A 26,333-nucleotide genomic window follows, 5' to 3' on the forward strand; every position below is an offset into this window, starting at 1 on the left:
TATCTGCTTGTTCATCCAATGCAAAGTTCGGCCGAAGCCCAAACCATCAGTATTGCCTCCAGTTTAGATGACTATGACTTGAGTTTGTTTTTAGAGGAATTCAAACAGCAAACGGGCATCAATTTTGAGTTCGCTACGCTGGATACCACGGATCTCAAAACCGAGCTAATGATCAGAGCTGACACCAAAACCCTGCCTGATGTAGTGTTAGTACCCGGAGATCTGTTGGGGCTTGAAATGGTCAATTATAGTGTCATTCCCCCTGACTGGATAAGCGCTAAACAACCCGCTAAAAACCTGGAGCACGGCACAGTAAAAGGTGACCGTTTAGGCATTCCTGTTTTATCGGGTAACCACCTGATGCTGTATTACAACAAATCCCTTGTAAGCGAGGCCGCCACAAGCTGGCAAGCGTTGATGGCGCAGCAAAACCAGCTAGCACCAAACATTGAGCTTATCGCCTGGAGCTATAACGAAATGTTTTGGCTAATTCCTTTTTTGGGCGCGTTCGATGCGCTGCCTTATGTGAATGGAGAGATACGCCTTGGCACAAAAGGCACATCACAAGCCTTGCGCTTTTATCAATCTTTGGCAGAGCAAGGTATTGTTGCCAAACAATGCCACTATCAATGTAGCTTCGATAAGTTTGTGTCGGGCAAAGTCGCCTACATGATCAACGGCAGTTGGGCACTAGGTGCGTTCGACGAGTCCCTCGGAGAAAATCTAGGAGTCGCCTTATTACCCGCAATAAAAGGCAATGGCATGGTGCCCTACTCTTCGGTATTCGCTCTGGCATTCCCCGGCGACAGCATCGACTCGGACAAATCATCAGCATTAAAAAAACTGGCCTTATTTTTACAGTCTGATGATGTGCAACAGCGGATCTGGCAAACGTTGCGCTCACTGCCCTCTAATATCGATGTCATTAACCACATCAAGCGTAACAGCAATGCAAATATCAGCAATTATATAAGCCAGTTAGAGCTGGCCGAGCCCATGCCTAATGACCCGGAAATGTCCATTATTTGGGAAGCTCTGATCATGGGTTTTAATCGTTACCAGGGCGGTGCATTGGAAGCGACTGAAGCCGCCCAATACATGCAATATGTAGCGGAAAAAACCAAAAAGGAACTGTATTGAAACAGCAAAAGCCCTCCATACACAAAATGCTGTTGTTTTCGATAATCACCATTATCGCTGTACCGCTGCTGGTTTCTTATGGCTATTTTTTACGTGATTCCTATCAGTCAGGCATGGAGCGAGCGCAGTTTTCCGTACAAAAAGAGCTCGACCGCGAAGCCTATGAAATGCGCAGCGCACTATTTCAATTGCAATACCAGATAGCATCTTTCGCTCGCAATAAAGCGATTGGAGAGTTAGCGGTAAATATCTTGTTTGCGCAATTTGCGCAAAAACAAATGCAGCGTCTGGTGGAAGATAATCCTTTTGTGCGTTCTGCTTTTATCAGCGATGGTTCACAATTTATTATTGAAGGCTACCCCAGCAGCACTTATCGAATAGATGCCAATGGCATCGCCGCCATCTCCAAAAATATTATGGCGCGCGGAGAGAATATGGAATTACCACTGTTGCTTACCTTGTCGTCCACAATGATGCCTGATACGCAAAATACAGAAGAGCCAGTCCCCTTGTTATTTTTCGTGATGCCATTGCGCAAAGAAACGGGCTCTATCGTCAATCCCTATAGAATTACCTCGGCGTTGTTTGTTGAAGTGGATTTGTTAACCACTCAAACCCTGCTGGACGCCCCCGACATTGCCTCTATCTTGCGTTTTGGCAGTGCTTTGCTCACCGAGCATGGCACCATACAAGCTGGCAATCGAGTCAGTGCTGAGCAAACCATATTTGGTAGCGAACTGGATTTTAATCAGAGCAATTCACTTATTTTGAACATTGCCCTGTCGCAAGAGAGCTTTCTGCAGCGCTTTCAGGAAAACTTGTTTTACACCTTATTATTCAGCGCCTTAATTATTGGACTGTCTTTTGTTTTGGTTTTGCGGCTTTCCAATCGGGTCAAAGATCCATTGTTAGAGCTCACCAAAACCGCCAATAAATTCGACAGCGGCGATTACCAGCCTTATTTAAAAGATCAGGAATTTGTAGAGTTTGAACAAGCCATCAACGCCATGAACCGCATGGCCGCCACTATCAGCCGTCAGATCAGTAGCCTGAAGGAAGCCAAGCTCTCTGCGGAAAAATCAGAACAACTGAAAACCCAGTTTTTGGCCAACATGAGCCATGAAATTCGCACCCCCATGAACGGTGTGCTGGGCTTACTGGATATTCTCAATAACAAGGTTACCGAGAAAGAACAAAAACAACTGGTAGCCCGCATAAGCGAATCCGCCAAAACCCTGCTGACCATAGTGAACGACATACTGGATTTATCCAAACTGGAAGCAGGCAAACTGCAAATTGAACAGATCCACTTTAATATTAAACAAGTGCTATTGAGCGTTGTGCGCACCTTTAGTCATTCTGCTAAAAGCAAAAATATCAAGCTGGTGCTCAACAGCAAAAAAATCAATCAGGACTGGTGGCAAGGCGACCCCACACGCATTACTCAGGTGCTGAATAACCTGGTGTCCAATGGCCTTAAGTTTACCCATGAGGGACAAATCACCATTACCGCAAGCTCACTCAACAACAGCGATGGCCACTTCCTGGAATTCAGGATTCAGGATACCGGTATTGGTTTAAGTCAGGAGCAGCAACAGCGCCTGTTTAACAAGTTTGAGCAGGCGGATAACTCCATCACTCGCAAATACGGCGGTACTGGCCTGGGCTTGTCTATTTGTAAATCGCTGGTGGACATGATGCATGGTCATATCACCGTCAGCAGTACACCCGGTACAGGCAGTGAGTTTTGCTTTAGCGTTAAGGTAGAGCCAGGTGAAGCACAACAAGCCACACCAGAGACGCTAAGCATTCCCGACTTGTCGCAATATCGGGTACTGGTAGCCGAAGACAACCCCATCAACCAGGATATTCTGCGCTACCTGCTATCGGAAACCCAGATCCACGCGGAGTTTGTCGATAACGGCGCCAAAGCAGTGAATGCCCTTAATGGGCAATTGCCAGATGTGATCTTAATGGATGTGCAAATGCCAGAAATGAGCGGCCTGGAAGCCACCAAGCTTATCCGGGAACAAGGCTTTACCATGCCCATAATAATGCAAACCGCCAATGTGATGACCGAAGAGATTGAGTCTTATCTCAGCGCTGGCGCACAAGCCCATATTGGCAAACCCATCGATAAGCATGTGCTGTATAAGACACTAAGTGCGGTGCTTGAAAACTAACACTGCGGTGAATTCCTGCGTTATCAGTTTGTATCCTTTCTTTCCTGCTCTTCTACAAACTCTCTGGGTGTTTGCTCAAATTCGGCTTTAAAACAGCTGGAGAAATAGGAGGGAGAGTTAAAGCCCACATCGTAGGCCACCTCGGTGACCTGCTTACCGGATAACAAGAGTTCTTTGGATTTTTGCAGGCGATATTTGCGCAAATATTCACAAAAGTTGTAATCCACCAAAGCTGAGAGTTTACGGTTCAATTGTCGCTCGCTCATAGCCAGATCACTGGCCGCTTCTGCCCGAGTGAAATGCTCTTGTTGGTAATGCTCACCAATGACCTTTTCAAAACGCTTGAAAAACTCCTTATCCCGTTTGGTTTGAAAACTGATAACTTCCTGATTTTTAGTCGCCAGTTTATTGCTTAAATCCGCCGTGTGCTTTTTACGCAGAATATCGCGAATACTCAGCAAGCGCTGAATACGAATACGCAACTCTTTTAAATCGAATGGTTTGGTAAGATAGTCGTCTACATTTTCTTCCCAGCCCTTCATTCTGCTCAAGTCATCGCCCTTGGCGGTTAACAGTACCAATGGAATATGAGAGGTCGCATGATCATTGCGAATGGCATTGGCAAAGTCGTAACCATCCATTTCCGGCATAATAATATCCGACAAGATTAAATCAGGAATATTGTGCATTGCTTTTTCAAAACCGTCTTTGCCATTTACCGCAGTTTCGATTTCATAATCAGCAGACAATGAATCGCTAATAAACTCTCTAAGATCAGCGTTATCATCTACCACAAGAACTTTATATTTATCTGTAATTTGAGCTTGTTTAGATACTTTTTTGGGGTCCATAAAAGAAGTTGATTTAGACACAGAATGGCCTGATTCGATTACTGAGTCTAACGCTTTTAACTGCGTGATTTGAGTAACTTGGCCTTCAGTAATAACATCAGGAGGAAGAATTATTTTAAAGGCTGTACCGCTTCCCAGTTCAGATTCAACAGAGATGGAACCATCATTACTGCTCACTAACTGCTTAACCAGCGCAAGTCCAATGCCACTGCCCTCAACATTTTCCTCAGCGTCAAAGCGTGTAAATCGTTCAAACATAATCGCTTGATTTTCTTTCGATATTCCTTTGCCACTATCTTTTACTTCTATCATTAATTGTTTCTCAACAATACTGATATCCAGTGATATCTCACTATTCTCGCCGCTGTATTTGATAGCATTGGAGAGTAAATTGGTAATGATCATCTCAAAGGAATCTTCAATCACATTGATTTTGATTTGCGGAACTTGAGAAATAGTCAGCGTCTGGTGATTGCGTTCAAGCAGTGCAGCAAAAGAAGAAGAGATAACCTGTATAGTATCCCTTAAATCATAGACTTGTTTCGGTAATGATCGATTTGTCTCTAATTTTGCCAGTTCCAAAATTTGATCCACTAATCTCATCAAGCGAGATGTGTTTCTTTTAACTATTTGCAGAAGCTTATACTCCTGCGGAGAATCTAACTTTTCAGCGATAGCATCGAGAGGCCCAGAAATTAAAGTAAGAGGTGTTCTGAATTCATGGGATACGTTTGCGAAAAACGCTTGTTTTTGGTTGAGTAGATGAGAAATCGTTTCTGTCCTCTCTGCAACTTTGAGAGTGAGTTGTTCATTAATTTCTAACAGGCGCTTGTTTCGATACCAGGAAATAAAGTAAATCACACTTAGAAGCAATAAAAGATAAGCTAAATAGGCCCAGGTTGTCTTCCACCACGGTGGGAGAACAGTAACACTTAAAGAAACAATGGGCTGCTCAGCGAGGCTTCTAGGATCAACAACTCTTGCCTGAAATTCATACTCTCCGGGTTGCATTGTGGTAAAAGATGCGGAATGTTTATCCACTTCTAGCATCTGCCACTCGTCAGTAAGGCCTAACAATCGAGTCTCATATGCTAACTGACTGGCTTCTAACAAATTGTTGTGGCTCAGTTGAATTCGCAAAACGATGTTGTCATGAGGTAAAACCAGATTATTTCCAGAAAGCTGAGATAGTAACGGTCGATGCTCTGAGTGATCCGCGAGAATATAATTAACACGGGTAATTATACTTTTGGTTATAGACCGTCTTTTTTCTTGAAAGTAGGCATTGGCTTTTGCGGTATCGATGGCTATTACACCTTTATTACCCGGCAGGATAAGTGTACCGTCATCAAGTAACAATGACATGTCAGAAGAGAACTCAGTGCTAAAAACCCCTTCGGCTTCAGTTACCTTAGTTAATTCTTCGCTTTTCATGTTGTACACATAAAGCCCACGACTAGAAGCTAACCAAAGGTTATCAAAGGCATCCAATTCTGCCGTTCTCACATTTCTTATTTCAGTTGAGCCCGGCTCAAAATCTGTAAAGGCCTTAGTACGCAGGTCAAAAATCTGAGCCTTGTTTCTGCGGACACAGATTAAAAATTGGTGTTCATTGAGTTGTTCGATGCAGTCCATGAATTGAGACTCGACTTCCCAGAGAAAGTTAGAAATAGATTGTGTAGATATTGAATAAATAAAAACGCCATCATAGGCAGTAAGGATTAAAACACTATCCATGTCGATCCTAAGAATTTCGATGACTTCTACATCCTCAACAAGTTTGAGGATATCTTCTCCCTCTTTTACAAAATAAATCCCCTTATTTTTTCCGAAATCAGTTCCCCACATAGCTAGTCCATCGGCAAGTGATAGAAATTCCGAATAGTTTGCTTTTGGTAATCCTTTTACAGTCTCTGTATCAGGCAGGTTCACGGAACTTTCATTAGGGTCTACTTCAATAAACCCACTTTCATAAGTGCTAATTAAAAGTTTTTTTTCAAAACTCTCAACAAAATAGGTGTACCCGATTCCTTTAAGAAAAAGAACTATCTCTTTTTTTTCACGATCTATAAAAAACAAACTGTTGTCATCACTTACAAAAAGCTTATCTCCTTTCAGCTGAATACTCGATACATCTGAATTTCGCAGATTTTTACTTTCAAAATATGAAACAAAACTGTTCTTGAATGGAAGTACGTAAAGACCAGCTTCACCAGCACCAATAAGTAAATGCTCTTTGTTTGGAGAATACGCAATAACATTTACATCACCAAACTTTCCGCCTTTTAAAAAGGGATCTAAATGTGCCGATTTTGATAAGTTGTTTTTCTGTTTGTTATACTCATACAAACCATGAGAAGAAAACGAAACAAGATAGTTATCGCTATCTAATTGGAAAATTGTTTCAACATCTTCATCCCAAATTTCATTGTCTTTCAGGTTACTAATCTTTGAAATAATTCCTGTTTGCAAATCTAAAATGAATGCACCGTTAGTGCTAGAGACTAAAACCCCGTTTGAGTCATTCAAACTCATACCATTGATCTTTCTAGGCTTTTCGCTAATTAAGTCAAAGTCCAAGCGCTCAGTGTTTAATCGATATATTCCTTCCCCCCATGTCCCAATTAAAAAATTGTCTTCACTTTCATAAATCAATCGATTCATTCTTTTCGAAATTCGCAGCTGTTCACTGAGATTGCTAAGGGATTTTTTTCTAATATCGTAATAGTAAAGAGTATCCCCGCAAAGAATTAACAACTGGTCCTCATTACCATTTTTCACCATGTCAGAACAACTTAATTTTTTTAACGGCACAGAATCTTGTAATGACCCAAATTTGTTGTTTTGGCTATCAAGATAAAAAATACCACCGCCAATTAATGATACCCAGACTGTTCCGCTATTATCTATTTCAATTGCTGATACCTGATTAGCGCTCATGTGACCAGTGTAACTGTTATATATCTTTTTCTGCCCGGGACGAATCATCACCAAACCATTGTTAGTGCCGACCCAATATGTAGAATCATGCTCCTCAATTACAATCGGAATTATTCCTATCCCTTCGATGGTATCGACTGGTTTAAACAAATGATTCGGGCTAGAAAAAGAATTAAAATGAACAAAGGTCAATAGTAATAGTGTTAACCATCTACCATATGAAGTCTCGTTTTTGATAAAAAACAGCTTAAATTTGAATGAAGAGCCTTCTCTAATTTTCCAATATTGCTTCGAGAGATAACACATATGGAGAAACCTAATGAAATCATTATCATTAATTTTTGAACGTAAACGTGTTCTTTTAACTGCAATACTAATGTTCACGTCATCCACAATACCTACGAGTAATTATTTAGGCAACAAAAATCTATTTTTACCAGCACAGTTTGCCGGAATACTCGATGATTGGAGTAAATGCAAAAACTTAAGGGAAAAATGTGATGACGATGACCAAGGCATCATCAACCTAATCCTTTTTGGTTAAAGGCAAGAAAGCTTACTTAGCTGCGAAAACCAGTTTGAGTGTCAATACAAACGAAACCAACAACTGCGCCCCTAACACCCAGTCAAACTGCCAGTATTGCAGTTTGGCGATGTAGATATGCAGGGCGATATCTAGCGTTAGGGCCAGTAGTATCAGGGGTTTGATGATGTTGAGTGGCCAGAACCTTTGTTTTTCGCGTAGGGAAAAACGCGCGGTGAGTAGCACGAAGGCAATGAGTGCGGGTAAGCCAATGAGCAGGTGCATGTAAAGCACTTTGACTTGTGGGTAGAAGATGCCTAACAAGGCTTCGGTATTGCTGCCATAGCTGGACGACATGGCGATAATAATGTAGCCGCGCAGCAGATAAACGATGGCAAAATAGAAGATTTTGGGTGGTTTTAAATAACCGTCTTTGTCGTAATAATGCTCGGGATAAATCACCCTTTGCTTAGTGCCCGCGTTCGTATTGACGGTTTTGTTATTTGCGTGTCTATCCCTCATGGAATTAACTGGCTTTTAATGACCAAGCACATTGGCGGGATTGATTTTAGCGGCCTTTAATGCCGGATAAAGTGTGGCTAAAGCACTTAACAACAGTGCGATAAAAATGGTGACCAAAACATCCGCTGTATTTAATTGCGATGGTAAAAAATCGATAAAATACACGTCTCCGGATAAAATCGTAAAATCGAACAGAGCTTCAAAGCCTCGGGCAATGGCGGTTAAGTTTTGCGCTATCAATACCCCGGCGATACTGCCAAACACCACCCCAATTAAACCATTGATCATGCCCTGCCATACAAAGGTAGCCATAATCAGCGCATCGCTTGCGCCCATGGTTTTAAGCATGGCAATTTCCGCCTGACGTTCGTTTACTGCCATCACCAGCGACGACACAATATTAAAACAGGCTACGGCAATCACTAAGGTTAACGCGATATACACTACAAAGCGCACCAGTTGGATGTCTTGATATAGATGTCCTTGCGTGCGGGTCCAGTCGCTCATGTAGGCGTGTTGATTTAAGCGGTAACCCAGCTCGCGGGTTTTCTGGCTGGCGATAAAAGGGTCGTGATAAAAAATCTGCAAACCTTTGGCACCTGTAGTTACCTCCAGCGCTTCTGCCGCAGTGGCCAAATGCATAAAGCCGGTAAAGCTGTCCAGCTCGCCACCTAAATGAATTTCGCCCAATAATGTCAGCCAGATTACATCGGGTGAGGCCAGCTTTGAGGTGCCAGTTTTGGGTAATAACACTTGTACCTGATCGCCTATCTCCAGAGATAACTTTTCGATAATGCTACGCCCCAGGATGAGGCCCTTTTGATTAACCTGAAACTGTTGCCATTGGGCTTTGGGTATACGGTTAATAAGAGACGATTGACTGGCGATTTGGGCATCGATGGCGGTTAACTCCACCGCTTTATTGGCCTTGCCTTTTTGCACCAGGCCCGTGGCGTTAATATAAGGTTGTACCTGTTTAACTTCCGGTTCGTTGCTAAAGGCGGTCATCATGGTTTGCCAATCGGATAAGCCCTTTGCATCCACTGCAAACAATTCACCGTGAGGAATGTACGCCAACAAACTCTGGCGTAGCTCCCGCTCAAAACCGTTCATCACCGATAGCATAATGATGAGCACGGCACAGCCCAGGCCTATGCCCAACGTGGAAGAGGCCGAGATAAACGAGGTAAAACCGCTTTGTTTTTTACTGCGCCTGAAACGCGCTGCCAGTTGCAATGCCAGAGACATTAACCGCGCTCGCTCTGGTTATTTAACTTTGTGGCATCGTCTTGGCTGAGTTGACCATTTTTAAGTGACAAGGTGCGATCCAATTTGGCCGCCAGGCTGCGATCGTGGGTGACCACCACGAAACTGGTAGACAGCGTTTCTTTAAGGGATACCAGCAACTTATAGATGCCCTCACCTGCCGCATCATCCAGGTTGCCAGTGGGCTCGTCCGCCAATACCAATTGTGGCTCCATCACCAGGGCTCGGGCTATCGCCACACGCTGACGTTCACCACCGGATAACGCCGCGGGTTTGTGCTCCAGGCGTTCTGCCAGCCCCACTTTATCCAGCAGAGCTTTGGCTTTTTCATAAGCTTGTGCTTTGCTCATACGGGCGATTAAACAGGGCATGGCGACGTTTTCCAGAGCGGTAAATTCCGGTAATAAGTGATGTTGTTGATAGACAAAACCCAGGCGTTTATTACGAAATTGTGCCTGTTGTTTTTCGCTAAACTGGAAGATGTCCTGGTTGTCGAAAATCACCTTGCCTTCGCTCGGCTTATCCAATGCCCCCAGAATATGTAACAAGGTACTTTTACCTGAGCCGGAGGCCCCGACTATCGCCACCTGTTCAGCGCGTTTAATACTGAAACTCACATCGCGCAGCACCTGAACTTGTCGCTCACCGTCCTGGTAGGTTTTAGAAATATGCTGACATTGCAATAGTGTGGCCATAAATTCTCTTTATCTGTTGCTGCTCGGTTATGTTTTGGGTTCTACTCGTATCTTAAGGCGCTGGCTGGCTCAATCTTTAAGGCCCGCCAAGCCGGGATCAAAGCGGCTATCATACACAACACCAAAGATAAGCCGATTAAGGAGCTAATTTGCACCGGATCCATCACAATGGGTAACTTGCCTTCTGGCAGATAATTCACCACAGGTAACTGTAGCCAATGAATGATGTTGTTAATTTGGCTGGCAATAATCAACCCTGCTAACGCGCCAATCACCGTACCTTTAACGCCGTTGTAGATACCGTTCACTAAAAATATCTGCATCACTTCCCTGCGGGCCATACCTTGAGTACGCAGAATAGCGATATCGCCTTGTTTTTCGTTCACCACCATTACCAGCGCCGAGACGATGTTAAAAGCCGCCACAGCGACGATGAGTAGCAACATGATCAGCATCATGTTTTTCTCCATTTTAACGGCGTCAAACAAGGCCCCCTGACGCTCTCGCCAGTCTGTCCATTGCAAGTTGTGTTTTGCCAGTGCTTCCCTGACCTGCAAATAATCGAAAGCGTCGTTTAAGAATAAGCGGGTATCGGCAAAGCTCTCTACCCGTTGCCGCTGCAAGCGCGCGAGATCGCTAAGATTGACCAGTGCCACTTTGTCGTCTAATTCGGAGCCAATGTCGAAAATTCCGCTAACAGTGAATTTGCGCTGCGCAGGCATTTGCCCCAGCGGTGTGTAAATGGAAGTACCGGCAATGATCACCCGGATTTGATCGCCCACGGCGAGATTTAGTCGAATCGCCAATAAACGTCCAATCACGATTTGATACGCTTTGGGTTGCAGGCTCTCAAGGCTACCCTGGGCCATGTGGTTTTGCATTTGTTGCCAGCCAGCGGGTACGTCGAGATCGATACCTTGAATGTAAACTGGTTTTAGCCCACCCTTGGCCTGCAGTACCCCTTCAGTTTCGCTAAAAGGCGCTGCGGTTTGCAGCCATGGCGCTAAAGATTCAGTTGCTTCAACGGGCAGCTTTCCGGATACGATAAAATGCGGTGCCAGCCCTAAAATACGCTGTTTAAGCTGGTGCTCAAAGCCATTCATGACTGAGCCGGTAATGATCAACGCCATTAATCCCAGCGCGATGCCCGCCACTGAAAAGCCGTTGATAAAGGCAATAAACTGATTGCTTTTACGACTGTTGCTGTAGCGTAATCCAATGAAGATTGAAGCGGGTAATGACATTGCGAAACCTAAAATTTCAGATGGGTGTGGAGTTTAACCTTGAGCCTTTGGTAACTCAATCGCTACCTTGAATCTGGCAATTTTGACCTTGCGTTGACTGCCACACGATAAACGTTGCCATGGTAATACAAATTAAGGCTCTTTCGAGCCTTAATATTGTTTCAATTTACGTTGCCGATTAAGCCCGGTGTTATTTGGCTTTTTTCGGCGCCGCTTTTTTGGGCTCTTCTATTTCCCATTTGTCATCTTTAAACCAAGCTGTCCACCCCGTGGCTTTACCTTTGTCATTTTCCGAAGAAACATATTGCTGCTTGGTTTTGCGACTAAAGCGCACCAGCGTCTTGTTGCCTTCATTATCTACAGCAGGTGCGTCCGCCAGATAGCGAAGTTTTTCTGGCAGGCGGTCTTTGAAGCGCTGCAGTTCTTCCACCAATGGCGCGCGGGTTTCGCGGGATTTAGGGAAGTTATGGGCCGCCAGGAAAATACCTGCAGCACCATCTCTGAGCACAAAGTGGGCATCAGATTTGGTACAGGGCAATTCCGGTAAATCCACTGGATCGGATTTGGGCGGTGCCACCTCGCCGTTTTTCAGTAACTTACGGGTGTTGGTACATTCTTCGTTAGTACATTTGAAATATTTACCAAAACGCCCTGTCTTCAGCTCCATCGGGGCTTCACAACGATCACACTCAATCACCGGACCATCGTAGCCTTTGATCTTAAAGTTGCCCTGCTCGATTTCGTAACCTGGACAGGTGGGACTATTACCGCAAATGTGTAGTTTGCGTTTTTCATCGATAACGTAGCTATCCATCGACGTACTGCAAATATGGCAGCGATGGCGAGTGCGCAGCACCTGGGCTTCAGCTTCGTCTTCTTTATCCAGATCCACCACTTCATCGGCAGAAGTCAGATTCATGGTATTGGTGCAACGCTCTTTGGGAGGTAAGTTATACCCTGTACATCCCAGGAACTGTCCGGTAGACGAGGTACGGATCATCATAGTGCGACCGCATTTCTCGCAAGGAATATCGGTTTCTACCGACTTGTTGCTGCTCATGCCGCCTTCTTCAGCAGGCAGTTCCGCAGCTAACAGTTTTTTGTAGAAGCCATCGTAAAACTGATCCAGTACTTGTTTCCAGTTTAACTTGCCGTCGGCAATTTCATCCAGGTGTTGTTCCATGTTGGCGGTAAAATCGTAGCTCATCAGATCATTGAACTTCTCCAACAATCGGTCACTGACGATTTCCCCCATTTTTTCAGCATAAAAACGACGCTGCTCAAGGCGCACATAGCCTCTGTCCTGAATGGTGGAAATGATACTGGCGTAAGTAGAAGGTCGACCAATGCCGCGCTTTTCCAGCTCTTTTACCAAACTGGCTTCGCTGAATCGCGCTGGCGGCTTGGTAAAGTGTTGCTTAGGTTCAAGCTGCATTAAATTGAGAATTTCGCCTTCTTTTACATCCGGTAAACTGTTGTCTTCTTCGCCCTTGCGCTTGATTTGTTCCTGCACACGGGTCCAACCGTCAAACTTCAACACCCGGCCTTTCGCTGTTAAATCGAAGTCGCCGGCTTTGACCGTGATGGTGGTGGCGTCGTATTTGGCTGGTGTCATCTGACAAGCAACGAACTGCTTCCAGATGAGCTCATAAAGACGCTGTGCGTCTTTTTCCATGTCATTGAGGAAAGCCCCCAACTTATCGACGTTAGTCGGTCTGATGGCTTCGTGGGCTTCCTGAGCGCCTTCTTTACTACCATAATAGTTAGGTTTTTCAGGTAAATAGGCATCACCGAAATTACTTTCGATGTAACCTCGGGCACTACCCAAAGCTTCGGCACTCAAATTGGTTGAGTCAGTTCTCATGTAGGTGATGTGGCCCGCTTCGTAAAGACGCTGTGCCAACATCATGGTCTTTTTCACCCCATAACCCAGTTTAGTACTGGCTGCTTGCTGCAGTGTTGAGGTGATATAAGGTGCGCTTGGACGACTACTTGTAGGGCGAGACTCGCGACTTACCACTTCGTATTGGGCTTTTTCCAGCAGCGCTAAAGCGGCGTCAGTTTCCGCCTTATTTACTGGCTTAAAGGCTTTGCCCTGCTGTTTAGCTACCAGCATCTTAAAGGGCGTCGTATTGGCGGCGTTGTTCACATCCGCATGTACATCCCAGTATTCTTCCGGAATAAAGGCTTTAATTTCCCGTTCACGCTCCACAACCAGACGCACGGCTACCGATTGCACCCGGCCTGCAGATAAACCTCTGGATACCTTTTTCCACAACAGTGGCGACAGCATAAAACCGACAACCCGGTCCAGGAAGCGGCGGGCCTGCTGGGCATTAACGCGAGCCGTGTTGACTTCTCCGGGTTCTTTAAATGCTTCCTGTATAGCATTTTTGGTGATCTCGTTGAACACTACGCGATGAAAGGTTTTATTTTTATTGCCAATAATATTTTGCAGGTGCCAGGCAATGGCTTCCCCTTCTCTATCCAAATCCGTTGCGAGATAGATGTGGTCGGCATCTTTGGCGAGTTTTTTCAGCTCACTGACGACCTTCTCTTTACCTGCCATGATCTCATAATGGGCTTCCCAATCATTTTGGGGATCCACGCCCATGCGATCCACCAGTTTTTGGTATTCATATTGCTGAAGGTATTTTTGCTTTTTCTCTTCGCTGTACTCTTTTAATTCTTTTGCTGGTTTTTTCGGGGCAACTTTGCCCAATGCTTTTGTGGGCAAGTCTCTGACGTGCCCCACGCTGGATTTAACAATAAAATCCTTTCCCAAATATTTATTTATGGTCTTCGCCTTGGCGGGCGACTCCACAATAACGAGCGACTTGGCCATATTATACGTTCTAACCTTTACCTGACTGGCGATTGCTCATCCCCAGTGGAACATTACATTCATGCTGTTCTTAAAATTTCCTATTTTTAGGTATATCTGCAAAGTGCATAGAAAACAAGATTTTCTTCATAGATATCTTTGCTCACCGCTACAGCCCTTTAAAAATAAGGCATTCATGATTGGCACAATCATTAAAACACGTATAATGGCGACGCAATGCAAGAACTCAAGACGTATTCTGCAACTCTTCAGAGGAAATACATGAAGCAATACGAAGTGAATTTTGATGGTCTGGTAGGACCCACTCATAACTATGGCGGTTTGTCGTTTGGCAATGTCGCTTCCTCAAATAATGCACAGGCCATTAGCAATCCAAAAGAAGCAGCAAAACAAGGATTGATTAAAATGAAGGCTCTGGCGGATATGGGCATGCAACAAGGCGTATTGGCCCCACAGGAACGCCCAAATGTCCACGCACTGCGTCGAATTGGTTTTACTGGTAGTGATGCCGATGTTTTACAAAAAGCCGCTAAGCAGGCTCCACAAATACTACAATCGGTGTGTTCCGCTTCCAGTATGTGGACGGCAAACGCGGCCACTGTATCGCCAGGCGCGGATACTGCCGATGGCAAAGTCCATTTTACACCCGCTAACCTGACCAACAAGTTCCATCGCTCTTTAGAGCCAGTAGTTACCGGCAGAATTCTGAAAGGCACGTTTCACGACAGTAAATACTTCCAGCACCACATGCACCTGCCGGACAATGATCATTTTGGTGATGAAGGTGCAGCAAACCACACCCGCTTATGTGCTGATTATGGTCGTTCCGGTGTAGAGCTATTTGTTTACGGTAAAGAAGCCTTTGATCACAGCAAACCTGCACCACAAAAGTATCCAGCACGGCAAACTTTGGAAGCGTCTCAAGCCGTTGCGAGACTGCATGGACTGAGTGATGAAAATACGGTTTATCTGCAACAGAATCCCAGCGTTATCGACGCTGGTGTATTTCACAACGATGTGATCTCTGTGGGCAACCAAAATGTGTTGTTCTACCACGAAAAAGCCTTCCTCGATACGGAAGCTAAATTGGCTGAAATTCGAGAGAAGTTTAACGGTGATGAGCTGCACTTTATCAAGGTGAACGAAGCAGATGTCAGTGTTCAGGAAGCGGTTAAAACCTATCTGTTTAATACCCAACTGTTAACCTTACCCGGTGGTGAGATGGTGATTATTGCGCCGACTGAATGTCAGGAAAGCGATGCGGTTAACACCTATTTGCAAAAATTAGTGACCCTCAACACTCCCATCAAGCAGGTGAAGTTTTTTGATGTTAAGCAAAGCATGCGCAACGGCGGTGGCCCGGCGTGTTTGCGCCTGAGAGTGGCATTAACAGAAGATGAGCTGGCCGCAGTGAATCAACAAACCCTGATCAACGATGAGGTGTTTACGCGGTTGAATAGTTGGGTGGATAAGCACTACCGGGAGCAACTATCGGTGGCCGACCTCGCCGATCCGCAGTTACTCATTGAGTCGCGCACGGCCCTAGATGAGTTAACCCAAATTTTGAAAATTGGATCAGTGTATACTTTCCAACAAGATTAGAAACGATCTGCATATAACAAGGGGAGCCGGTCAGCTCCCCTTTTTCGTTTTATTGAAGTCTATTTTTGAAACTGCATCGCATCCACAATAGCGCGCGATACCTCACCTGCAGCACTCAAAGTGGACTCAGGCTCATCGGCATCAGTACCAGAGTGTTTGGTACTAACAAACGGTGCCACTTCGGCAATATCACCAGAGGTAATATTCAAATGCTTAGCAAACATTTCTATGGCGGTAATGGCTTCATCCGGTGAAATGCCATCAGGTTCTGGCGTGCCCGTAGCGCTCACGTATTCCGCGCCGATGGCATCGATATCAAAAGTGAGATAAATCTCGTCGATACCTTCTTTTTGGAAGTGCTCAATGGTTTCGCTGGCAATGGCCTCCATACCGCGATTTTGCACATCGTAATTCCAGTATTGCTTAACACCGTACTTTTCTTCCCAGTGCTCTTTCGGCTTGCCGCTGGAACGGATACCTATTTGCACTACGTGATAAGGACGCTCCAGATCGTTCAGTATGTGATAAGTCCAGGAGCCAAAACAAATATCAATCCCCAAGCGTTGCTGTAACAAATCGGTATGAGCATCAAAGTGAATGATGCCGACTTTTTTACCACGCTTTTTCTGTTGTTCAATGTAGGCTTTGGTCAGTGGGTAGCTAATTGAGTGATCGCCACCAATGGCAAAAAAGCGCGCGCCTTCATTAAGCTCATAAGCGGAGCGCACCACTTCGTAAGCGATAGATAATGGACTCACTGCCAACTCAAAATGCTCATTGTCGTACAACGCTGAACGACAACTTCTGACGGTGGCAGAATTTAGATATTTATCCATTAACAAATGCGGAATAACCCGAATATCGCCAATATCGTAGGCAATACTGCCTTCGCTAAATCGATCATACAGCGCCTGACGCACAAATAATGGTCCCCAATTTGCGCCGCGAAGAATACCACCACCAGTGTCGTGGCAAATGCCAAAAACCAATGGTTTGTCCACTTTGTAGTAACAAAATTCCTGCAGTTTTTTACGCCAGGCTTTTTCTGCTTCTTCACCAGTTACGCCGTATAAGCGGTTGTGCAGTACTTCTTTTTTTTCTTTGGCAGTTTGCACGGTAAAAACACCGTTGCCGGGCGCGCACAAATAATGGTTAAGTTTTTCTTCAGGGGTCAGAGACATTTGATACAGACCTTGTTTTTCACTCATTTGTAGGGAGCTACATTATAGCATTAACGGGCTGTTTGGGGGAGTTTCAGTCACCACCTCCTGGCAGAAAAAAGGGCGGTAAATAACCGCCCATTTTAACTGCATAAGTATCTACACTAATTGTCCGTCAAAGGGTATTTTCACAAGAATCCCCTGAGCCAAAAGGGTTTGAATTAGGTGGCGAAGACTCAACTGCGGCATCGACTGCAGACACACCCAGAGTATAAAACTGACTGGTGCGATTTTCTGAACCTGCCACTGGCGTGCTGGCCACAACATTAATAGTAGCCCAGGCACCAAACGATTTCGGATAACGCAACGCAACCAATGCCTGGCCATTTTCATCTGTGGTGACATCTCCTTGAATGGCTACAATATTACCGGGTGTCAGGTTTCCATCTCCATTGAGGTCCTCACCTTCATCCAGAATAGCGTCATCATCAACGTCTTCATTGGCACAGGAAGCCGTATATATAGCAATCCAATACTCGAAGGCGTCTGCACTGGGAAACGCTTCCCAGTAGCCTTTATAGAAGGCTGGTCGGCGAACCTGATAATTGGCATCACCTGGCTCGGCATTCGGATCTAATAATTCCGTGTATTTAACAGGAGTACCGGATACGGTTAACTCAACGTTAGGCACGGGGTTAGAATTGGCGTCGGTGACGAAGATAGAAAACTGTTTTTCATAACTATCGGTAGTGGGAGACAGAATTTCGTTGCCGGTTCCCAAAGAAATAAACAAAGCACGATCTGCCACTGTAATATTGGTCTCTGCTGCCAGTCCTGAAGTTTCTTCAGTTGCCGTTATTACAATGGCATCCTCAGATGTCACCGTATTGGAGGTAAATACCGTCGAAGCGATGCCGTTACTATCAGTGACCGCTGCAGGTGGAAATAAGCTACCGCCACTGACATCATCAGCAGTAAATCCTACTGTTACGCCTTTCACTAAGTTGCCAATAGGATCTCTTAATACCGCAGTAATGGTACTTTTCTGACCTCCAGGCCCGATGGAATTGGGACTGGCTGAGACAATAATAGAAGCCACTTCTGTGGCGACAAACTCCACCTCTATGCGAGCAGACACTTCACCGCCATCACTGTCGGTACCTCTGGCACTGACTATCGCTGCCCCCGCAGTCGAAGAGCTGGCAGTTAAGGTGACCTGGCCATTCTCATCAGTGGTTGCAGAATTGGTGCTCAAAGAGCCTCGAGTTGTGGTCAGGTTGACACTGCCCCCTTCATAAGGAAGTCCATCTTTCAGCCAGGTTACGGTGATAGTTTCATCGGTATTTAACGGCACATCTTCAACAGATTCCCGAGCAAAACTAAACTCATCTTCCTGAACAATGATTTCCTGTGACGATGAAGCATTTAGTGCGGAAGCAGAAATAACATCCACCCCAGATTGCACGGCGTTATAGGTTACCGTCAGTTGACCAGTTTCATCTGTAACAGGGGTTAGATTGTCCAGGCTCCCCTCTACCTGTGATGTTAAAGTGACTTGTTGATTAGCAATACCATTGCCATCAGAATCCGCCACTATAATACTGATATCCCCAGTATCGCTGAGAATAACCGAAGTGGGCGCATTAATGTTGATAACCGTTCCGGTTACATTCACGGTTAAGGTTTCAGTTAAACCGCCGGCCCTGGCAGTCAGAGTAATCTCGCGGTTCTCGGGATTATTTCGAGAAGTCAAAGTCGCTCTCGCCGTGCCATCAGCCTCTGTTGTGCCTTGTACAATGCTTAATTCGCCGGAATTAGAAGAAAAAGATACATCAATTCCCTCCATCAAAATATTGTCCTCGTCTTTCACCAGTGCAATGAGCTCTACTTCATCGGAGCCACTGGATGCGAGTAATAACGAACTGGTAAAAAAATCTAATGTGGCGGGCTGTTCCTGCGTTACCTGTCCGTCTCCTGCCGAATTAAAACCCACACTGTCTGTCACTGAAGTATCGGAATTTAATGTCGCAATTACGGAACCGGCGCCATCAACCTGCCCCACGCGCAAGGTGATAGTGGCAATACCATCGTTACCAGTAAGCGCAGTCGCGCTTTCTGGATCAAAAAATGCTAATTCGTTATTAGTGAGAGAGAAATTAATCAGCTGATCAGTTTGGATTTCACCTAAGCCATTAGTTACGGTTGCCTCCACCGTCAAAGGGTTGGCTGATGACAGGTTATTATCAACTTCGGCATCGGCATTGAGAATTCGCAAGGAAATCGCCAGCGCTCCTGAAGAACCATCACCCAGCGAGGTAAAGCCTATTTGAGCGGTTTCTCCGCCGCCTAAGGTGGCAGTAACCTCACCAGCGCCTGCGAGTGTGCCAACAATCAAATTAATACTGGCAACCCCGTCGCTGTTAGTTAACGCGGTACCACTTTCGGGACTAAAGGATGCCAGATCGGCATCATTCAAACTAAAAGTAACTAGTTGCCCTGAAACAACGTTGCCATCACTGTCGGTAACAGTGGCACTCACAGTAAGTGGTGTTGCGATGCTTAATTCATCACTTGCATTGCCTGTCGAAGCATCAGCAATGCTCATGGTGATTGTCAGTGTTGTGTCATCATCACCATCATCATTGTTATCGGTGTCGGTTCGGGACAAGCCGCCGCCTCCACCACCACAAGCCACAAGGGTTAATAGTGAAAAAGCCAGAAAAACTTTTTGCCACCCGGAGATCCATTTATTGTTGTTATCTGTCTTCCGCACTCTGGTTCCTCGCTCGTAAATTTTTATTCAGCTTCGCAAACAATCTTGTTAGGCTTGTTCCAAACAATAAATAAAGCAAACTCTATGGAACAAACTAACAAAAAATTTAGCCTGACTGCCCGAGTTTTTATCGGCATGCTAGCCGGGATATTAACCGGGTTTTTCTTACAGTTACTGTTTGATGATAGCGGAGATTTTCGCATTAGCCTACTTGGCGTGGAATTTTCAACGTATGGATTTTTAGTAGAAGGTATCTTCAATATTATCGGGCAGATTTTTATCGCCAGTTTGAAGATGTTGGTTGTGCCTTTGGTACTGGTTTCGCTTATATGCGGTACCTGTAATTTAAGCGATCCTTCACAACTGGGACGTTTAGGTGGCAAATCTATCGGTTTATACGTCGTCACCACGGCTATCGCCATTACCATTGCGATTTCCATGGCTCTGGTTGTATCTCCGGGCGAAGGACTGGAACTGAGCACTGATGCTACCTATCAGGCCAAAGAAGCACCTTCACTTGCCCAGGTAATTATTAACATGTTCCCCACTAATCCTATTAACGCTATGGCGCAAGGCAACATGTTACAAATTATCGTATTTGCCCTGCTGTTCGGCATTGCTATGGCAATGGCAGGCAAATCTGGAGAGCGACTCGCATCACTTTTTAATGATTTAAATGATGTCATTATGAAGTTGGTCACCATTCTGATGAACCTGGCCCCAATCGGTGTATTTGCATTAATGGCTAAGTTATTCGCCACCATCGGCTTTGATACTATTTTGGGACTGATCAAGTATTTTATACTGGTATTAGTGGTGCTAGCCATCCATGCATTTGTGGTTTACCCGGTGTTATTGAAGGCATTTGCGGGCTTAAACCCTATGAACTTGCTGAAAAAGATGCGGGAAACTGCCCTGTTCGCCTTCTCTACATCCAGCAGTAGCGCTACTTTACCTGTAACCCTTGAAACTGCTCGCAATAAACTAGGCGTACACAACTCTGTAGCTTCCTTTACCGTGCCACTTGGCTCCACCATTAACATGGACGGCACCGCCATTATGCAAGGGGTTGCCACCGTGTTTATTGCCCAGGTTTATGGTGTCGATTTAGCCGTTAGCGATTACCTGATGGTAATTTTGACGGCGACTCTTGCTTCAATCGGTACAGCTGGTGTGCCTGGTGTTGGCCTGATTATGCTGGCGATGGTGTTGCAACAGGTAGGACTGCCTGTAGAAGGTATCGCACTGATAATCGGTGTAGACAGATTGTTAGATATGACACGTACAGCAGTTAACGTAACCGGTGATTGTACTGTTGCCTGTATTGTCGCTAACTCCGAGAACAAACTGGATAAAGCAGTATTTGATGATCCAAAAGCAGACAGTGTTAATGAAGAACTCGATATGAAGTCTTTCCATCAGATTGGCAAAGACTGAATACTCAGTACTGAACTAAAAAAGCCAGTCTGATGACTGGCTTATTCGTATTTAAATCCGTGTTTTTAATGAAACGCTGAATCACGCCAACGGGCTAAATCTGACAGGGTGTTTTTCACCGACATACTGGCCGCTTCCGCTAACTTATCTGCCAATTTTTTCTTCGGTCTGAATTTTACTGCAAAGATTTCAAGCTCTTTGGCTTGCGACAACAAGTAGTCGTCTGAGGTTTGGATATCATCCACCAGATTCAACTCATAAGCTTTTTTGCCAATCCAGTGCTCCCCTGTCGCCACAGAATCAATGTCCAGCTCAGGACGAAACTCCTGAATATGAGTTTTGAAGAAATGATGAATCTCTTCCAACTCGGCTTTAAACTTCTCTCGAGCTTCATCGGTATTTTCACCAAACACCGTAAGCGTGCGCTTAAACTCACCGGCTGTATGCTGTTCCCACTCAATGCTATTGTTCTTAAGCACCTTATTAAAATTAGGCATTTGGGCGATAACGCCAATTGAGCCAATATAGGCAAACGGCGCAGAAACAATTTTATCTGCCACACAAGCCATCATGTAACCACCACTTGCTGCCACTTTATCGACTGCGACGGTAAGTTTAAGACCGCGCTTTTTAATACGGGCTAGTTGTGATGCTGCAAGGCCATATCCGTGTACAGCACCGCCCGGAGACTCCAGTCGCAATAATACTTCATCATCATCTTTGGCTATAGTTAAAATAGCGGTGATTTCCTCACGTAAGCTATCGACTTCTTTGGCATCCATCGAGCCTTTAAAATCCAAAACGAACAGTTTCTTTTTATGGGCAGTGTCTTTATCGGCGTTTTTTTCTTCTTTAGCGCGGGCTTTTTCCAGCTTTTTCTGCTCTTTTTCCCACGCTTTAAATTCTTCTTTGCCAAACACCATCGCTTTGGCTTTGTATTCCAGATCATGCAACTTGTCAGAAATTGAGCTGATATCCAGCTCCCCTTTTTCCTGCTTTTGTTTTGAAGCCAACGATACCACGCCACCAACGGCGAAGAGTATTGCCATCACTATGGTTACGGCCTTCAATAAAAACATGCCGTATTCACTTAAAAATTCCAATTAGCTCTCCAGAAATTTTCTTTTATTCAAGCTCATTATGGGGGTAACAAACCCGAATCCAATGTTAAGGTTAAAAATACAAAAAAGCCGGCGCGAGCCGGCTTTCACAATCGCTATACTTTATTAGCTTTTACTCTTATGGAACGCACTGTTAATGCGACGTTGTAAGAAGTTTCTATGGATCTTGGTGGCTTTGTCACCGCGACTCATATTTAGGTTATCTTCGATTTGCTCCAGCTCGTAAGTAGCAACTGCTTGGGCAAATGTAGGATAGGCACTTTTTGACTCTAAACCAGAAATATTCAACAAGCGATTAACATACGCCACTTGCAGATTCTGGCGGAAGCTATTTACGCTACCTTTGCTGTCATCTTCGAAAATAGCATCAGTCAAATCTGCGAATACCACTTCTAGTGGATATTCATTGCCATATAACTCGGTGTCTACAATACGCTCTACCGTGTTTTTATGCATGATATGTGAAAGTACAGCTTGTTGTGCTTTCAGGACCATTTCGTGAATACGTGGATCTTCATTTTTACCAAAGTTGTTAAAGGAGCGACGCTGCTTTTGCATCAAGTCATACAAAGGTTGCATACCATCAAATGCATCAGGTGCAAACAGGTTGTCACGTAATGACGACATTGCGGTTTTCTGAGTCACCGCAGGCGTGGGTGTAAATGGCTTGCTGGCACCATCTTGTCCCACCATCGCGCGATCCACATAAACACCACCAATGTAGCGAGAGGTAACATTCGCCTGACGGCTAAGCTCAGTGAATACCGCATTAACCCCCACAACCAAGTCGTTGTAGGAATCGCCGGGGTTCAAGGCTTTTTCTGTCATTTTACCCCAGGTATCACGGATCAACGCGAAACGATCTTTGGCATATTCAACAGCATCGCCCGACATATCAAAGATGTTAACGCGCGGATCAATATGACGTCCTGGCGCACGCATATCATCAGCATCGTTACCGAATGCTAATGCTGGATCAGTTGAGCGGCTCAATATTTCCGAAAGGCGTTTCTCTTCTGCTTCGGCGTCAGCAAGGCCTTCAGAGTAACCGTATTCAATTACCCAATCATCATAAGGACCTGGTTTATCGGTGTAAAAATCACCTTGTGTTTTGCCCGGAGGTGCATAGTTCACTGATGGGTAGTCCATGACAGAACCAGCCAGAATACCTTGAGTTACACTCTCATCATGAACCACGTCATTACTGTGCAACTGAGTGGCGCGCATGTTATGGTTCAGACCCAGTGTATGCCCCACCTCATGCAAAATCAGATAGTACATAGTCTGCTTTAACATCTTATCTTTTTCGATGTCGCCCATGCCATTAGCCATAGCCGTAGCTTGCGCAAACAAAAGGTTGCCATTCATGGCATGGCCTAATGAGCAGTGCAACCCTTCTTGCGCAAAGTGACCCAGCTCAGATTCCGAATAGCCATCACTCAAAAAGTTTGCCTGAATCCAGCGACCTTTCATAAAGGTGTATTCCAGCATAATGTCTGCTGCAATGATTTCACCTGTATAGGGATTGGCAACACTCGGGCCATAGCCGCCAAACGGCGGTCTGGGTGAACTAGTCCAGCGCAGTACGTTGTAACGTATATCATCCGCAGTCCAATCCGCATCATCGGGCTGAATTTTTACTTCAATCGCATTGCTGATACCGGCTTTTTCAAATGCAGTGTTCCACGCCAGTGTGGCATCGCGAATGGTGTCACGCCACTCTACAGGAGTGGTATTCTCGATCCACCAGGTGATAGGTTTAACCGGATCAGATACTTTTGCACCCGGGTTTTTCTTTTCCAGATGCCAACGGTTAATCACATCGCGGTAGTTTGCTGTGCGATCAGAGGTCATGTCATCAAACTGTTGCAAGAAATAACCTACACGCGGATCATCACGACGTGGTTTGAAGTTATTCTCGGGTAATTCAACAAATGAGTGTTGCAGTTGCACCGATACGTATCGCGGATCAGCGAGTTCGTTGTTTCCAGAGTTTTTAGGATTGCTATCTTCAAACACATATTCAACTATCATGTCGGTGTTTGCTGGAAAATTATTGATCTCCAGGATACGTGATTTGCCATCCTGAAACTTGCCCAGTTTAAAGCGTTTTGGATCTTTATCTGCCGCTGGGTTGGGCCATGGAGAAACCTTGTGAATATTTTCGTTTAGCACTAGATCGCTAAGACTAATGGCATATTTTCCATCTTCATTCATGTCGATTTTCGTGGATAACAACACGGCTTCGCTGATGTTGGCATCTGCGGCTTTGCTGATGGCATTGTCCGGGTCGAAATAGTAGCGAGGGTTCAAAGCGACAACATCGATACGATCAAAGTATTTGCGAAATTCAATCAGCTTGCCGTCGCGATAGCCACCTTTAAAATGCCCTGCATCCAGTGCACCATTAACAGTATGAGCCATGTATAAAAACGGCTTGTTCAACATGTCATCTGTAACCACAACCAGACCAGAACCATCTTCGTCATCGCGGTAAACATCGAATAAACCTGGGAAAGCGGTTTTCTCTTCCAGCTTTTCCGCCATGGTTTTTTCTTTCTCTTCTTCTGCGCTGTCTTCACCGGTTGCTTCAGTATCAGCCTCTGCAGCCGTTTCCTGCATCATTAAAAGCGCTTGGCTCTGTATATTGTCTTCGGTAGCTTCAACGTTAATCGCCATAGAAATGGCGGCTGCAAGCAACGTTAATCTGATGTTCCTCATATCTAACCCTGTCGTTTGATTATAATTATTAAGTCATGGGCATTTTCGAGGCGACTGTTCAATATCGCTTGCCCAAAGCCTTACAGTTTATAACAAAAATAAGCCTTCAAGGCTTATCAGAAATAGTCTGTTACGTTTTATCTGAAGGAAGGATCTGATACAAGTTCGAAAAGTGTAATATCGCGATGTATGCAAAGATGATCTACTGCGGAACTGTCCAGTCGATGATTGTGGCTGAACCAGGTTCGAGGGCTTGCCATGTGCTACCGGGTAAAGACAATACCACTCGACCCGATGTCACCAGGTTTTCGGTTTCTAACGCGGCCTTTGACAAATAGCTAAGTAAATCATTAAACCCGGGGTTATGGCCGAACAAAAATAGGGTATCAATACCCTGCTCTATACTCTCCACGAGTTCTATTAATTGCGCTTTTGAAGCTTCAATCAAACGGGGTTCCATTCTCAATATGTCATAGTTCCAGCCAAGCTCCTGAAAATAACACAAGGCAGTTGACCATGCCCTTGTGGCCGGCGAGCAAAGTACTAAATCGGGTAATAAATCGCAGCTCCTGGCCATCTCAGGAGCCTGCACCAAACCACGTTTATTAAGAGGTCGATAGACATCCTTTAGCGGATATTTCCAACTGGATTTAGCATGTCGGCAGAGGACGAGTTGCTTCATGACCTTCTCAGGAGATAACTCTGTCGTTAAAGAGATTGCTCATAAACTGTAGTACCAGTTTAGCAATTAATTCCGGTTGTTGAGTTAATTTTAATTGCGCTTTCATACCCATGATTTGTGCCTGAATAATGGTAGCCAATCCCTGTGCTTCGGCGTCAATTTCCGCCTCTACTTTACCTTGTTCAGCCAACACAAGCCGGGTTTGTTTTTCCAGTTCGCCGCGAATATCCAATAACGCCGACTTGGCAAAAGACACCAAATCTGGCTGCCGGGTTTCCAGTTCGTTAACGGTTTTAACTAAAAAACACAGCTCCGACGGGGCTTCTTCATCGCCAAAAATTGCTTGCTCTATCGTTTTCTGTAATCCTTGCCAGGCACTTTGTGCGCTAGCCATGGTGGTTTGCATACGCAACAAAGACGCTTTGCGATAGTGATCTAATGTTTTCAAATACAGTGTATCTTTGTCGCCGAACGCACCGTAAATACTACCCGGTCTCATATCCATCGCATGCTGTAGTTGCCGCATCGTGGTTGCGCCATAACCATTGCCCCAAAACAGGGCTGCGGCGTTGTCGATAGCTTCTTCGATATTTACCCGAGTCATAACTTATTCCACATCATTTTGAAC

The 26,333-nt window shown here is 45.0% G+C and carries 16 protein-coding genes; 4 read left to right on the forward strand and 12 right to left on the reverse strand.

The features are described 5' to 3' along the window. The first annotated feature begins 18 nt into the window (after positions 1–18). Both ACXAGP_RS00670 and ACXAGP_RS00675 read left to right on the forward strand, forming a co-directional pair. Positions 19–1,140 (forward strand): sugar ABC transporter substrate-binding protein, encoded by a 1,122-nt coding sequence (locus ACXAGP_RS00670; RefSeq protein ID WP_475258924.1) that lies wholly within the window; start codon positions 19–21, stop codon positions 1,138–1,140. Continuing rightward, positions 1,137–3,323, forward strand: coding sequence for an ATP-binding protein (locus ACXAGP_RS00675; RefSeq protein WP_475258925.1), 2,187 nt, complete (start codon positions 1,137–1,139; stop codon positions 3,321–3,323). The genes ACXAGP_RS00670 and ACXAGP_RS00675 overlap by 4 nt, the downstream gene beginning before the upstream one ends. A 23-nt stretch (positions 3,324–3,346) precedes the next feature. Here the strand turns inward: ACXAGP_RS00675 and ACXAGP_RS00680 are convergent, their stop codons facing one another. The 6 genes from ACXAGP_RS00680 to topA all read right to left on the reverse strand — a co-directional run bounded on the left by ACXAGP_RS00680 (position 3,347) and on the right by topA (position 14,209). After that, positions 3,347–7,498, reverse strand: a complete 4,152-nt coding sequence (locus ACXAGP_RS00680; protein WP_475258926.1) for an ATP-binding protein — start codon at positions 7,496–7,498, stop codon at positions 3,347–3,349. Between the two features lie 172 nt (positions 7,499–7,670). Continuing rightward, on the reverse strand, positions 7,671–8,159 hold the full coding sequence (locus ACXAGP_RS00685; RefSeq protein WP_475258927.1) for a DUF2919 family protein: 489 nt from the start codon (positions 8,157–8,159) through the stop codon (positions 7,671–7,673). A 15-nt stretch (positions 8,160–8,174) separates the two neighbouring features. Further along, a complete protein-coding gene (locus tag ACXAGP_RS00690) occupies positions 8,175–9,407 on the reverse strand; it encodes a lipoprotein-releasing ABC transporter permease subunit (protein WP_475258928.1) in 1,233 nt (410 codons plus the stop codon). Beyond that, entirely contained in the window at positions 9,407–10,120 is a 714-nt protein-coding gene (gene lolD / locus ACXAGP_RS00695; RefSeq protein WP_475258929.1) for a lipoprotein-releasing ABC transporter ATP-binding protein LolD, read from the reverse strand. The genes ACXAGP_RS00690 and lolD overlap by 1 nt, the downstream gene beginning before the upstream one ends. 41 nt (positions 10,121–10,161) lie before the next feature. After that, the gene (locus ACXAGP_RS00700) at positions 10,162–11,364 is read right to left on the reverse strand and encodes a lipoprotein-releasing ABC transporter permease subunit (RefSeq protein ID WP_475258930.1); all 1,203 of its coding nucleotides are present in this window, start codon (positions 11,362–11,364) and stop codon (positions 10,162–10,164) included. A 190-nt stretch (positions 11,365–11,554) separates the two neighbouring features. Beyond that, positions 11,555–14,209, reverse strand: a complete 2,655-nt coding sequence (topA, locus tag ACXAGP_RS00705) for a type I DNA topoisomerase (RefSeq protein ID WP_475258931.1) — start codon at positions 14,207–14,209, stop codon at positions 11,555–11,557. 261 nt (positions 14,210–14,470) lie between these two features. On the opposite strand from topA, the gene astB reads away from it, so the two are divergent. After that, positions 14,471–15,811 (forward strand): N-succinylarginine dihydrolase, encoded by a 1,341-nt coding sequence (gene astB, locus ACXAGP_RS00710; RefSeq protein WP_475258932.1) that lies wholly within the window; start codon positions 14,471–14,473, stop codon positions 15,809–15,811. Positions 15,812–15,870: 59 nt separating this feature from the next. Here astB and ACXAGP_RS00715 read toward each other — a convergent pair whose 3' ends face one another. After that, entirely contained in the window at positions 15,871–17,019 is a 1,149-nt protein-coding gene (locus ACXAGP_RS00715; RefSeq protein WP_475258933.1) for an arginase family protein, read from the reverse strand. A 127-nt stretch (positions 17,020–17,146) separates the two neighbouring features. Continuing rightward, positions 17,147–19,744 (reverse strand): Ig-like domain-containing protein, encoded by a 2,598-nt coding sequence (locus tag ACXAGP_RS00720; RefSeq protein WP_475258934.1) that lies wholly within the window; start codon positions 19,742–19,744, stop codon positions 17,147–17,149. 84 nt (positions 19,745–19,828) lie between these two features. On the opposite strand from ACXAGP_RS00720, the gene ACXAGP_RS00725 reads away from it, so the two are divergent. Beyond that, complete coding sequence (locus tag ACXAGP_RS00725) at positions 19,829–21,181, forward strand: dicarboxylate/amino acid:cation symporter (RefSeq protein ID WP_475258935.1); 1,353 nt, start codon at positions 19,829–19,831, stop codon at positions 21,179–21,181. Positions 21,182–21,246: 65 nt separating this feature from the next. Here ACXAGP_RS00725 and sohB read toward each other — a convergent pair whose 3' ends face one another. The 4 genes from sohB to ACXAGP_RS00745 form a co-directional block, all read right to left on the reverse strand. Beyond that, positions 21,247–22,284 carry a protease SohB gene (sohB, locus tag ACXAGP_RS00730; RefSeq protein ID WP_475258936.1) on the reverse strand — a complete coding sequence of 346 codons (1,038 nt, stop codon included), beginning with the start codon at positions 22,282–22,284 and terminating at the stop codon, positions 21,247–21,249. Between the two features lie 123 nt (positions 22,285–22,407). Continuing rightward, positions 22,408–24,924: a zinc-dependent metalloprotease gene (locus ACXAGP_RS00735; RefSeq protein ID WP_475259497.1), complete on the reverse strand. Its 2,517-nt coding sequence runs from the start codon at positions 24,922–24,924 to the stop codon at positions 22,408–22,410. Between the two features lie 301 nt (positions 24,925–25,225). Further along, the gene (locus tag ACXAGP_RS00740) at positions 25,226–25,705 is read right to left on the reverse strand and encodes a SixA phosphatase family protein (protein ID WP_475258937.1); all 480 of its coding nucleotides are present in this window, start codon (positions 25,703–25,705) and stop codon (positions 25,226–25,228) included. Positions 25,706–25,712: 7 nt separating this feature from the next. Further along, a complete protein-coding gene (locus tag ACXAGP_RS00745) occupies positions 25,713–26,309 on the reverse strand; it encodes a TetR/AcrR family transcriptional regulator (protein ID WP_475258938.1) in 597 nt (198 codons plus the stop codon). Between the last annotated feature and the right edge of the window lie 24 nt (positions 26,310–26,333).

This window comes from Planctobacterium sp. AWM4_229, from assembly GCF_056160305.1.

Excerpts from the sequence above, each read along its gene's own strand:
- ACXAGP_RS00670 (WP_475258924.1), top strand. The coding sequence starts at position 19 with ATGCAAAGTTCGGCCGAAGCCCAAACCATCAGTATTGCCTCCAGTTTA.
- ACXAGP_RS00685 (WP_475258927.1), bottom strand. The coding sequence starts at position 8,159 with ATGAGGGATAGACACGCAAATAACAAAACCGTCAATACGAACGCGGGC.
- ACXAGP_RS00690 (WP_475258928.1), bottom strand. The coding sequence starts at position 9,407 with ATGTCTCTGGCATTGCAACTGGCAGCGCGTTTCAGGCGCAGTAAAAAA.
- lolD (WP_475258929.1), bottom strand. The coding sequence starts at position 10,120 with ATGGCCACACTATTGCAATGTCAGCATATTTCTAAAACCTACCAGGAC.
- ACXAGP_RS00700 (WP_475258930.1), bottom strand. The coding sequence starts at position 11,364 with ATGTCATTACCCGCTTCAATCTTCATTGGATTACGCTACAGCAACAGT.
- topA (WP_475258931.1), bottom strand. The coding sequence starts at position 14,209 with ATGGCCAAGTCGCTCGTTATTGTGGAGTCGCCCGCCAAGGCGAAGACC.
- astB (WP_475258932.1), top strand. The coding sequence starts at position 14,471 with ATGAAGCAATACGAAGTGAATTTTGATGGTCTGGTAGGACCCACTCAT.
- ACXAGP_RS00715 (WP_475258933.1), bottom strand. The coding sequence starts at position 17,019 with ATGAGTGAAAAACAAGGTCTGTATCAAATGTCTCTGACCCCTGAAGAA.
- ACXAGP_RS00725 (WP_475258935.1), top strand. The coding sequence starts at position 19,829 with ATGGAACAAACTAACAAAAAATTTAGCCTGACTGCCCGAGTTTTTATC.
- ACXAGP_RS00735 (WP_475259497.1), bottom strand. The coding sequence starts at position 24,924 with ATGCAGGAAACGGCTGCAGAGGCTGATACTGAAGCAACCGGTGAAGAC.
- ACXAGP_RS00740 (WP_475258937.1), bottom strand. The coding sequence starts at position 25,705 with ATGAAGCAACTCGTCCTCTGCCGACATGCTAAATCCAGTTGGAAATAT.
- ACXAGP_RS00745 (WP_475258938.1), bottom strand. The coding sequence starts at position 26,309 with ATGACTCGGGTAAATATCGAAGAAGCTATCGACAACGCCGCAGCCCTG.